This is a genomic window from Winogradskya consettensis (genome assembly GCF_018332715.1).
In the GTDB taxonomy this organism is placed as follows: Bacteria; Actinomycetota; Actinomycetes; order Mycobacteriales; family Micromonosporaceae; genus Actinoplanes; species Actinoplanes consettensis.
The window spans coordinates 45,204-56,528 of sequence record NZ_BOQP01000039.1; the positions used below are offsets into that span (position 1 = coordinate 45,204).

An 11,325-nucleotide genomic window follows, 5' to 3' on the forward strand; every position below is an offset into this window, starting at 1 on the left:
CGAGGCCCGCCTCAACTCTCAGGCCGCCTCAACTCTCAGGCCCGGCCGTTCTTTCAGGCCCGGCCGTTCTCTCAGGCCCGGCCGGTCTCTCAGGCACGGCCCGGGATCGGGGCGTGGCCGTCGGTCAGCAGGGCGGCCAGGACGGCGGCCGTCATGATGGGGGCGATCAACGGGCCCTGGCCGGCGGTGGCGGAGGTCCGGCGCAGCCGGTCGAGCTGCTCCTCGGTGGTGACGCCCTGCACGACGGTCTCCGTGCCGAGCAGGTTGCCGACCGACAGCACCAGGTCCAGGGCCGCCGGATCGCCGTCGAGGAACGCCCCGTCGATCTTGAGCTGATGGATCGGGAACGCCCGCAGCGAGGCCAGCGACACGTAGCCCGTCCCGAAGTCGTCCAGTGCGATCCGTACGCCGCACGCCGCGAGCCGGTCCAGTTGCAGCCGGGCCCGGGCGTCGTCGATGTGCTCCGACTCGACGATCTCCAGCGCGAGCCGCGACGGTGCGAGCCCGCACTCCGCGAGCGTGTCCAGGACGGTGTCGGCGAAGCGCGGGTCGAACAGCTGGTGGGCGCTGAGGTTCATGCCGATGCGTGTCGTGGCGCCGGTCGGCAGCGGTGCGAGCTGCGCGGCGACCGTGCGCAGGAAGTACGCGGTCATCAGCGCGAGGTCGCCCGTGCGTTCGGCGAGGTTCAGCAACTCGCGGCAGTCCACGTCACCGAACGCCGGGTGCTGCCACTGCACCAGTGCCTCGACGCCGGCCCAGGTGCCGGTGCCCAGGTCGAGGTACGGCTGGTAGAAGACGTGGATCTCGCCGCGCTCTATCGCGTACGGAAGCTGGTCCTCCAGGGTCCGGTGCCGCGCGACCTCGCCGTGCTCGACCGGGTTGAAGATCTCGACCCGGTTCTTGCCCCGGGCCTTGGCGGAGTACATGGCGATGTCAGCGCGGCGGGTCAGCTCGGCAGCGGTGGTCCGGGGTGCGCTCAGGGCGACGCCGATGCTCGCACCGACGCGTACGGTGGCGGCCGTCAGTCGCATGGGCTGAACCAGCCGCGAACAGAGCAACTCGGCGTTCTGCTCGGCCTCGGCCGGATCCTTCAGACCGGTCAGCATCAGGACGAACTCGTCGCCGCCGAGGCGCCCGGCGACACCGTGCGCGCCGCCCGCCTCGGCGATGAGCTCGGCGACCCGGACCAGCAGCTCGTCACCGGCGGGATGGCCGTAGACGTCGTTGACCTGCTTGAAGTCGTCGAGGTCGATGTTGAGAAGGGCGACTTCTCCGGGCGTACTGTTGTCGACCGCGTTGATCAGCTCTCGGAAGAACTTCGCCCGCGTCGGCAGCTGGGTGAGGCTGTCATGGTTGGCCTGGTGGTCGAGCTCGGCGTGCGAGCGCAGGTTGGCCTCGCCGAGCCGGACCTGCGTGCCGAGCGTGCGGAAGGCGTCGTGAACGGGCTCGGGTACGCGGTGCACGCCCCCGATCAGCCGGTAACGCTGACCGGTGAGCAGCTCCTCCACCTGCCAGTGCCGGATCCGTGGCGCCGCATCGGCGAGCGCGGACGCCGGATCCGTCAGGGCGCTCATGGGGAGGACAAGACCGGTGAGATCCCGGATCTCGCCGACCGTACCCGCGACAACCAGGCCGTCGTCGGTCTTGGCAACAAGCACGACGGCGACACCGGGGGCGAACGCCATGATCCCCTGCGAGGTCTCCAGCGCGATGCGGTGCACGGTCGCGATGTCGGTGGCGGCGAGGACCTCGCTGCCGGCCCGCGCGAGCAGGGCGTCGCGGGCGGCGGCCTGTTCCTGGCGGCGCAGCGCGGAGTAGATGGCCCGGGTCAGGGCGGTGACCAGCACGATCTGGGGTAGGAGCTGAGCCGACCGCCCGAGGTCCATGATCGCGCCGACCGGGGTGGGTGCGGCGATGAGCGCGGCCGGCAGCGACAACATGCCGAAGACCGACCGGACCGCCCAGGACCGGAACGAGCCGTACAACGACTGGACCATCAGCAGCACCATGGTCAGACCGATCGTGGCGACCGGGTCCTTGAGCGCCGACCCCGCGACGGCCACCAGCGCCGGCAGCACGATCGGGTCGAGCAGCCAGGTTCGGCCGAGCACGTAGGTGAGCACGAACCCGAGGCCGAGCACGGCCAGCGAGACCCGGGCCAACGTGTCCCAGAGCGGCGATCCGGTGGTCGCCCCGATCTGCCCGGTCTCGGTGAGCAGGCTGACGAGCGACAGTGCCACCGCGCCGAGCCGGACCCGGCCCAGCGTCGTGGTCGGGATGACATCCTGCCAGCGGCGCACGCCAGCCTGATCGGTAGATCGCCACCGAAAGTGAGGCTTCCGTGTCGGAAGGTTGACGGCCGCCTGCACCGCGCCGCCGGCCGAGTCAATATGGCGCCATGGAGCCCGCTCAGCTGGAACGAACCCCGTTCGCGGACCTCGACCGGACGCCGCCCGCCATGCTCGCCATGCTGGTGGCGGCCCTCGAGGCGATGTCGCGTCATCCGGAGATCCGCCGCGTGCGGCACACCGCCTGGGAGGCGCTGCGGCCCGCCCCGGGGCAGCGGTTGCTCGACGCGGGCTGCGGCACCGGCGACGTTGCCCGAGAACTGGCCGCCGCGGTCGCTCCCGGCGGTGCTGTTGTGGCGTTGGACCGGTCGGAGGCCACCTTGGCGGCGGCGCGGGAGCGGCATCAGGGCGGCGAGATCAGCTATGTCGCCGGGGACATCGGCGCCCTCGACCTAGCCGACGAGAGCTTCGACGGCGTCTGGTGCGAGCGGGTGCTGCAACACGTCGACGACCCCGGCCGCGCGATCGCCGAGCTGGCCCGGGTGACCCGCACCGGCGGGCGCGTCTGCCTGGTCGACACCGACTGGACCTCGCTGGCCTTCGACGGCGTCGACAGCGCGCTGGCCAGGGCGGTCATCGAGCACGCGCGGGGCCCGCTCACCCCGGTGCAGGACGACCTGGGCCGTACGCTTCGCCGTCGCCTCCTGGATCACGGGTTGTGCGACGTCACCGCCACCCCGGTGACCTGCTACTTCCCCGACCCGGCCTCGGCCGCCGTGGTGCTGCCCATGATCAATGCGGGCGTGCCCGAGGAGACGTGGAAGGCCCCGGCCGGTCTGCGGGCCGCCTGGCTCGACCAGGTCCGCGCGGCCGGCGAGCGCGGCGACTTCCTCGCGGTACTGACCATCTGGGTGGTCTGCGGCACGGTCTGACCCTGCTCAGAAGAGGATCTGGGCCGCCCCGGGTGCGGCGACAGTGCCGCTGACCTGGCCGGGGATGCCGTCGAGGAGCGGCAGCCAGGCGATCGTGCCCGAGCGCTGGTTGGCCACGTAGAGCCGCTCACCGGCTGGATCGAGCGCCAGGTGCCGGGGCCAGTCCCCGCCGCACGAGGGGGCGGCCACGCGGGTGAGGGTCGTACCGTCGGCTCCGGTGGTGAACACGCCGATGGTGTTCGTGCCCCGGTTGCTGACGTAGACGTGGCTGCCGTCCGGGGACACCGCGATCTCGCCCGGATAGTTGGTCACCCCGGTTTCCGGTGCGGCGGTCACGACCTGGCCGGGCTGCAGGACGCCCTCGGCGTACGCGCAGACGGTCACGGTCGAATTGAGCTCGTTGGCCAGGTAGGCGACCGTGCCGGACGGGTGGAAGGCCAGGTGGCGAGGTCCGCTGCCGGCCGGGAGCTCGAGGCGGGTGACCTCGGTGAGGGAGCCCGCCTGGCGGTCGAGCGCGTAGGTGTAGACCGCGTCCCGGCCCAGGTCGACGGCGAGGATGTAGGCGCCGAGGGGATCGACGACGACCTGGTGCGCGTGCGCGCCGGTGCCGTGGGAGCGCCGGTCCGTCGCTGCCGCGGGCGTGCCGTCGGCGTTGATCGGGTGGGTGACCACGGCACCCTCGCCATAGAGCGAGACGAACAAGAACGACCCATCGGGGTGTACGGCCACATGTGCCGGGCCGTTGCCCGTGGCCACCGTGCCGAGCAGTTCCAGGGCGGGAGTGAGGGCGCTGACCGTCCCGCGTTCCTGCTCGCTGATCGCGTAAAGAATGCTGCCGGCGGCGCTGATGGCCAGCCAGGAAGCCTCGGGTACAACGGCGGTGCTGCTCTCGACGGACGGCCGGCCGGTCGTGGGGTCGAGATGGCCGGCGGCGATGCCGGGGCCGCCCGCCGAGGTGTACGTGCCGAGATGGAAGCCGGCCGGTGACGCCTCGTGGCCGGTGATCGCTTCGGTCCCCGTTACCGCGGTGACTGCCGCGGCGCCGCCGAGCTTGAGGATTCCCCGCCGCGTGGTGCCTTTTCCATCCATGTACGTGAATTTAACGCAGCGCCGCCCCGATCCGCGGACCGGGGCAGCGCTGCAGCTGATCAGGAGACCGGAACCATGGCCCCGAGCAGGCTGTCGATCGAGATGCTGGCGAAGCCGACGCGTACGTCGCTCGCGCCGTAGGGCAGCCAGAAGCGGCCGTCGTGCAGCATGCCGCCGCACGAGTAGACGACGTTCGGGACGTAGCCCTCGCGCTCGATCTCGTCGGGTTCCAGCAGGCCGTGCGGCAGGTCCGCGATCACCCGCTCCGGGTTGTCGAGGTCGAGGAGCATGGCACCGATCGCGTAGCGGCGCATGGGGCCGACCCCGTGGGTGAGCACCAGCCAGCCGTCGCTGGTCTCCACCGGTGAGCCGCAGTTGCCGACCTGGATGAGATCCCAGCCCCGGTGCGGCATGAGCAGGGGCACCGCCGCGTGCCAGCGGTTGGACTCGTCGCGTTCGCTGAGCCCGAGGGTCTCACCGTCCGAGCGGCACAGGGCCAGGTGACGACCGTTGACCGCGCGGGGGAACAGCGCCATGCCCTTGTTGCGGGCGGCGGGGCCCCGCAGGGCGGTGACCTCGAAATGACGCAGGTCGCGGGTCTGCAGCATGCGGCCGGCGATCTGCCTGCCGTCGTACGCGGTGTAGGTGGCGGCGTACGTGATCCGGCCCTCCGCGTCCTCCGTCTGCACGAACCGGGCGTCCTCCATGCCGTTGCTCTCGGCCGGGGCGGCGGGCCAGAGCACGCGCTGGTGCAGCGGGACCGTGGCCGGGAACGCGACCGCGTAATCGGTGGCCACGATCTCGCGCAGGAACGCCAGGGTCTCGCCGGTCGTCGGGCGGGCCAGCAGTTCGCCCGGGAGGTGACCGAGGACGTCCTCGAACTCCTCCTCGCTGTAGCTCTCCGGCAGCGCGGCCAGCACCGTCGCCGAGAGCTCGTTGTCGAGTTCCAGCTCGGCCAGGCCGGCGGCGAGCGCGTCCCGCTGGTGGCGTGCCCCGGTCCGCTCGCCGACCAGGAGCGGGCCGTCACGGTCCTCGAGGCGGAAGCTGTCGTCCGGGCCGAGCACCGCCGAGCAGAAGCCGATGGACGAGATGTGACCCTCGCCGATCTGGCGGAGGCTGATCGCCGCCCGGAGCTCGCCCGGCTGCAGCCCGCTCTGATCCGGGTGCGGCACCATCGACGGGTTGCACAGCGCCGCGGCCTCGATGGCGTACTCATGGCTGAAGTAAGCACCGATCAGCATCCGGGCGTTCGGCGAGAGCTCGGCATCCGGCGGGACCCGGTGGTGCACCAGATCGAAGTGATGGCTGAACGTCGTGAGCAGGTCGTGGTGACGCCCCGCGAACCGGGTGAGCACGTCGTCGAGCAGCCGGGCGATCTCGTCCTCGTCGAGCCGCAACATCCGCTCGATGAGGCTCGACGCGCGGTTCTGCACGAGCTGTGCGTCCTCGCCGGGCACGAAGAGCTTGATCACCACGCGTCGCGCGTCGGGCTGCATCGTCAGCGCGTGGCGCATGGCGAGGCTGGTGGTCTGGGCACGTTCCTGGGGATCCATAGTTGCGGTCACGCAAGGCCGCCTGACGGTCGGGTCGCGCTGCGCCCCGCCCACGCGCGAGCGTGCTGCAACGTGGAGACGAGCGCGAGAGTTGATTCGGCACCTTGATTCAGATTAGGGCCTTCCGGGGTCAATCCGTCATAACATCCACCGGTCAGTGGGTCATACATGACAATTCCGGCGTCGTTGTCACCCAGGAACCAGGCGATGGCCTGAAAGAGCGGGGCGTCCCAGGCGTCGTCCCCGGTCGCTGTCGCCGCGGCGGCACAGGCGTCGGCGGTCGCGGCGGCCTCGATCGGCTGCTGGTCGAAGCGGTGCCGGCCGTCGGGGGTGCTCAGATCCGCCGGTTGCCAGCCGGCCACCGGCACGGTCGACAGGTGACCCTGGTGTTCCTGCACGCGGCACAACCAGCCGAGCATGCGGAGACCTTCCTCCAGGAGGTGCTCGTCGCCCAGCAGGTCGCCCGCGTGGATCAGGACCTCGGCCAGCGCCGGGTTCGCGTACGAGAGCCGCTGTTCCGGCCAGACCCAGCCGGGGTCGCTTCCCGGCAGACCCACGACGGTGGCCGCGTCAGCCAGCAGTTGTGCCGCTTCGCCGCAGGCCGGGTCGCCGCGGAGCACCTCGGCCGCGCCCAGGCCGGCGAAGGCCATCGCGCGTGACCACTGCGAGCGTTGCCGCGCGCCGATCAGGAACGCCTGCCGGGCCTCCCGGCGGATCCACGGGACCGCGCAACGGCCGGCTGCGGTGCCGAGACCCCAGAGCGCCCGGCCCCAGCAGTCGTCCGTGCCGGGCTCGTCCTGCCAGCGCCGGTCGAAGGAGAGCCTGTTGCGCACGGTGCCGTCGGGTGCCATCGCATGCGTGACGAACGCCAGGTAGCGCTCCGCCAGCCCGGTGACCAGGGCGGTCGGCTGCGGTTCCCGGCCGGCGAGCAGCAGGCCGCGGGCCACGTCGTCGACGCAGTAGCCGTGCTCGCGTCGTACGGTCGCGTTGCGGGCGTGTTCCAGCAGCCCCGTGTCATCAGAGAGCCGGGCCACGTGTGACCAGTTCGGTTCGGGCGCGTCGATCAACCGCACGGGCGGCGGGACCAGCCGCAGAGTCACGCTCACGCGGGAACCGAGGTGGCGACGGGCGTGCTCGCGGTCAGCAGGTGCGCCGCGAGGCTCTGATAGCGGGCGGCCACCGCGGGCCAGCGCAGCGTCGGTCCACCGGCCAGGCCGGTCAGATGATTCGCTACGTCCGGGGACTGCAGCACATGCCGGATGCCGGCGGCCATGGCCACCGGGTCCTGATGCGGGACCAGCAGGCCCGGACCGTCGGCGAGCAGCTCCACCGCGTGGGGGAACTCCGTGGCCACCACCGGGACACCGGCACCCACGGCCTCGATCAGCACGCCCGAGGTGACCTGCTCGGTCGAGTCGTAGGGCAGCACCACGACGTCGGCCGAGCGGATGAGCCGGCTCAGCGAGGCCTCGTCCAGGTAGACGTCCTCCCAGTGCACCCGGTCGGCCACGCCGAGCTCGTCCGCGAGCCGCACCAGCGATTCGCGATAGCCGTCGCCGTGGTAGTCCAGCACCTTCGGATGGGTGCGACCGGCGACGGTGTATCGCGGCATCGGGTCCAGGTCACGCAACCCGGCGAGGGCCCGCAGTGCCCATTCGATGCCCTTACCCGGGCCGAGCAGTCCCCAGGTGAGCAGGTGCGGCACGTCGTGGACCTCGCGGGGCGCGCTGGAATGGCTGGCGGCGCCGTGCGGGATCACGGTCACCTTGTGCGGGTCGACCCGGTAACCGGCGGTCAGTCGCTGACGAGCGGTGTCCGTCATGGTCACGACCGCGTCCGCGAGCGCCACGATCCGTTCGAGCACCGAGCGTTGCATCGGTGTCGGGGTGCTCAGAACGGTGTGCAGCACCACGATCGCCGGAACCTTGAGGGCTCTCAGCAACGGCAGCACCTCGTCGCCGTCGAGCCCCGGGTAGATGCCGTACTCGTGCTGCACAACGGCGACGTCGAAGCGGTTCAGCGCATTCGCGGCGGCGGTCCAGCCGCCGGCGGTGTCGGTGGGCCAGGTGTGTACGACCCGCGGTGCCGCCCGGTCGACCTCGAGCCCGCCACCGGCCGCGTCCGCGGAGAGCAACCGCACCACCCCGCTGCCCGGCACGCCCGCGGTGAGGTGGGACGACAGCGCGGCATTGAACGTCGCCAAACCGCATTGTGTCGGGGGATAGGTGCTGAGAAATCCGTAGGTCGCGGGCATGACAGGCCCCTTCTGTTCAGGCGGCTGCCTCCCCGCGGCGCTAACGGGCGCGCGGAACTGTGGACCTGCCCTTTCGGGAGAATTGCCGCAATTGAGTAATGCGACGTTAACAAGAATTGCCTGGTCAGTGAGGGTTATTCAGGACCTGGGTCGAGCCGCGGGCTCACCACCGGGCCATCTGATGCTCATTTGAGCAATTCGCGGTAGATGGCCAGGTAGTCGTCGACCATGCGGTCCGCCCCGAAGCGGCTCCGGGCGCGGGCCCGGCAGGCCCCGCGGTCGATCAGGTCGATCTTGCCGACGGCGGCCACCGCCTGGTCGATGTCCTCGACCAGACGGCCGGTGAGACCTTCGTCGACCACCTCGGCCATGGAGCCTTTCCTGTACGCGACCACGGGCGTCCCGCAGATCATCGACTCGACGACCGACAGCCCGAACGGCTCGGCGAACCGGATCGGGTGCAGCAACGCCGCGCTGCCCCCCAGGATCCGCGCCCGGTCCTGCGGCCCGACGGAGCCCCGGTACACCACGCGGTCCCCGTCGATGTGCGGCTCGACCATCTCCTCGAAGAAGCGCTGGTCCTGCACGATGCCGCAGAGCGTCAGCCGTCGTCCCGCCCGCCGGGCGATCTCGATCGCGGTGTCCGTGCCCTTGTCCGGATGGATCCGCCCGAAGCACACCAGGTCGTCGCCACCGTCCGCGGTGAACGGGAGCTCGTCCAGGTCGACGCCGTGGTAGACGGTCCCCACATAGCTCAGGTCATGACTGCGGTCGGCGTCGGAGATCGACACGAACGACGAGCGGGCCCGTTTGTACGCGGGCAGGATGTTCCGCCCCGAAAAACCGTGGATCGTGGTGAGCATCGGCGCCCGGCAGAGTGCGGAGAACGCGAGCGGCAGCCAGTCCAGATGGTTGTGGACCAGGTCGAAATCGCCGGAGCGCTGCAGGGCGTACGCGACGTGCAGGGCCTCCCAGACCCGGCCGTCCAGATCGGGGTCGTCCTCGTAACCGTGCACCGCGACGCCGTCCAGGGTGGCCTTCGTGACGGAGTCCAGCGTCGCGAAAAGCGTCACGTCCACCCCGCGGGCGGTCAACCCCTCCGCGAGCAGGCTCGTGACGAGCTCCCACGGGCCGTAGTGGATCGGAGGCGTACGCCAAGCGATCGGTCCCAGCAGCGCCACCTTCATGGTCCCCAGTATGGGAGCGATTCGGTGTTTCGTCAGTGCTTCACGTGTTAAAGAGAGACCATGGACAACCCCTGGTGGCACAGTGCCGTCGTTTACCAGATCTACCCCCGGAGCTTCGCCGACGCCGACGGTGACGGCATGGGCGACCTTCGCGGCATCATCAACCACCTGGATCACATCAAGGGCCTGGGCGCCGACGTGATCTGGCTGTCGCCGGTCTACCCCTCGCCGCAGGACGACAACGGCTACGACATCAGCGACTACCAGGACATCGACCCCATCTTCGGTACGCTCGCCGACTTCGACGAGCTGCTGACGGGCGTACACGACCGGGGTATGCGCCTGGTCATGGATCTCGTGGTCAACCACTCGTCCGACGAGCACGCGTGGTTCGCCGAGAGCCGCTCCTCGAAGGACAACCCGAAACGCGACTGGTACTGGTGGCGCCCCGCCCGCGACGGCGTCGAGCCCGGGACCCCCGGCGCCGAGCCGACCAACTGGGGATCGGTCTTCGGTGGCCCGGCCTGGGAATACGACCCCGCGACCGGCGAATACTTCCTGCATATCTTCAGCCGCAAGCAGCCCGACCTCAACTGGGAGAACCCCGAGGTCCGCGACGCGATCTACACGATGATGAACTGGTGGCTCGACCGGGGCGTGGACGGCTTCCGGATGGACGTCATCGACCACATCTCCAAGGACACGACGCTGCCCGACGGCATGGTCCGGGCCGGATCGCTCTACGGCGACGGCGGCCCGCACTACATGAACGGCCCGCGCAACCACGAGTTCCTGCACGAGATGCACGAGCGGGTCTTCGCCGGCCGGGACGCGTTGCTGACCGTCGGCGAGATGCCCGGCGTCACGGTCGACGAGGCCATCCTCTACACCGACCCGGAACGCGGCGAGGTCGACATGGTCTTCAACTTCGACCACGTCTGGGTCGACCGGGGTGCCGACCCGTGGCTGCTCTACCCGTTGCAGCTCACCCGGCTCAAGGCGATCTTCGCGCGCTGGCAGGCCGGCCTCGCCGACAAGGGCTGGAACAGTCTCTACTGGAACAACCACGACCAGCCCCGCGTCGTCTCGCGCTACGGCGACGACTCGCCGCAGTGGCGGAACCGCTCGGCCAAGATGCTGGGCGCGGTCCTGCACCTGCACCGCGGCACACCGTACGTCTACCAGGGCGAAGAACTCGGCATGACCAACACGCCGTTCGCGTCGATCGCCGACTTCCGCGACATCGAGGCGCTCGGCCTCTACACCCAGGCCGTGGAGCACGAGGGCCGGCAGGCTTCGGACGTCCTCACGGTGCTGCGTGCCCGCAGCCGCGACAACGCCCGCACACCGATGCAATGGGACGCCTCACCCAACGGCGGATTCACCACCGGCACCCCATGGCTCGCCGCCAACCCCAACCACGTGGAGATCAACGCCGCCGCCGCGACCAAGGACCCGGACTCCGTCTACCACTTCTACCGCCGCCTCATCGAACTCCGCCACGAGGAACCCGCGGTCATCTACGGCGACTTCACCATGCTGATGCCCGAGGACGAACGCCTGTACGCGTTCACCCGCCGCCACGGCACCACAGAACTCCTGGTCATCGGCAACTTCACCGGCCAACCGGCCCGAGCGGAGATCCCCGACGCCGACGCCTGGTCGGCAGCCGAGCTCCTGCTGACCAACGCCCCGGCACCCACGGGCCTGCTCCTCGAACCGTGGCAGGCGGTGATCTACCGCCGCACCGTCAGCTGATCCGACTCTGCTCTGCCGCGGCTCTGTTTCGTCCCGCCCTGCTCGTTTCGGGGCCCGGACGCACGGCACCGGCCCTGCCTGAAGCGGCGGGACCGGTGCCGGGGTGGCCGGGTGATCAGGCGGTGATCGTGTCCCAGGAGTAGGCGAGGAGGGCGAAGGCCGCTCCGAGCAGGGCGAGCGAGATGCCCCGGGTGCCGATCGGCAGCGCGGCGAGCACGAGCAGGATCACGGCGATGATGTAGAACAGTCCCTGGATGGACATCG

Annotated in this window: 9 protein-coding genes; 2 read left to right on the forward strand and 7 right to left on the reverse strand. The window is 70.4% G+C overall.

The features are described from left to right. Nucleotides 1-89: 89 nt before the first annotated feature. Complete coding sequence (locus Aco04nite_RS32490; protein ID WP_213001064.1) at nucleotides 90-2,300, reverse strand: putative bifunctional diguanylate cyclase/phosphodiesterase; 2,211 nt, start codon at nucleotides 2,298-2,300, stop codon at nucleotides 90-92. Between the two features lie 98 nt (nucleotides 2,301-2,398). Between Aco04nite_RS32490 and Aco04nite_RS32495 the strand changes: the two genes are divergently transcribed. After that, nucleotides 2,399-3,220 carry a methyltransferase domain-containing protein gene (locus tag Aco04nite_RS32495; RefSeq protein WP_213001065.1) on the forward strand — a complete coding sequence of 274 codons (822 nt, stop codon included), beginning with the start codon at nucleotides 2,399-2,401 and terminating at the stop codon, nucleotides 3,218-3,220. A 6-nt stretch (nucleotides 3,221-3,226) separates the two neighbouring features. Here the strand turns inward: Aco04nite_RS32495 and Aco04nite_RS32500 are convergent, their stop codons facing one another. From Aco04nite_RS32500 to Aco04nite_RS32520, 5 genes are all read right to left on the reverse strand, one after another. Next, complete coding sequence (locus Aco04nite_RS32500; RefSeq protein ID WP_213001066.1) at nucleotides 3,227-4,309, reverse strand: lactonase family protein; 1,083 nt, start codon at nucleotides 4,307-4,309, stop codon at nucleotides 3,227-3,229. Between the two features lie 59 nt (nucleotides 4,310-4,368). Beyond that, entirely contained in the window at nucleotides 4,369-5,874 is a 1,506-nt protein-coding gene (locus tag Aco04nite_RS32505; RefSeq protein WP_244876455.1) for a glycoside hydrolase family 130 protein, read from the reverse strand. Next, a complete protein-coding gene (locus Aco04nite_RS32510) occupies nucleotides 5,871-6,968 on the reverse strand; it encodes a glycosyltransferase (protein WP_213001067.1) in 1,098 nt (365 codons plus the stop codon). The genes Aco04nite_RS32505 and Aco04nite_RS32510 overlap by 4 nt, the downstream gene beginning before the upstream one ends. Beyond that, on the reverse strand, nucleotides 6,965-8,116 hold the full coding sequence (locus Aco04nite_RS32515; protein ID WP_213001068.1) for a glycosyltransferase: 1,152 nt from the start codon (nucleotides 8,114-8,116) through the stop codon (nucleotides 6,965-6,967). Before Aco04nite_RS32515 ends, Aco04nite_RS32510 begins: the two co-directional genes overlap by 4 nt. A 185-nt stretch (nucleotides 8,117-8,301) precedes the next feature. Next, nucleotides 8,302-9,303, reverse strand: coding sequence for a glycosyltransferase family 4 protein (locus tag Aco04nite_RS32520; protein ID WP_213001069.1), 1,002 nt, complete (start codon nucleotides 9,301-9,303; stop codon nucleotides 8,302-8,304). A gap of 60 nt (nucleotides 9,304-9,363) precedes the next feature. Here Aco04nite_RS32520 and Aco04nite_RS32525 point away from each other — a divergent pair, with 60 nt between their 5' ends. Continuing rightward, nucleotides 9,364-11,061 (forward strand): glycoside hydrolase family 13 protein, encoded by a 1,698-nt coding sequence (locus Aco04nite_RS32525; RefSeq protein WP_213001070.1) that lies wholly within the window; start codon nucleotides 9,364-9,366, stop codon nucleotides 11,059-11,061. A gap of 115 nt (nucleotides 11,062-11,176) precedes the next feature. Here the strand turns inward: Aco04nite_RS32525 and Aco04nite_RS32530 are convergent, their stop codons facing one another. Next, nucleotides 11,177-11,323, reverse strand: coding sequence for a hypothetical protein (locus tag Aco04nite_RS32530; RefSeq protein WP_203839018.1), 147 nt, complete (start codon nucleotides 11,321-11,323; stop codon nucleotides 11,177-11,179). Nucleotides 11,324-11,325 lie beyond the last annotated feature (2 nt).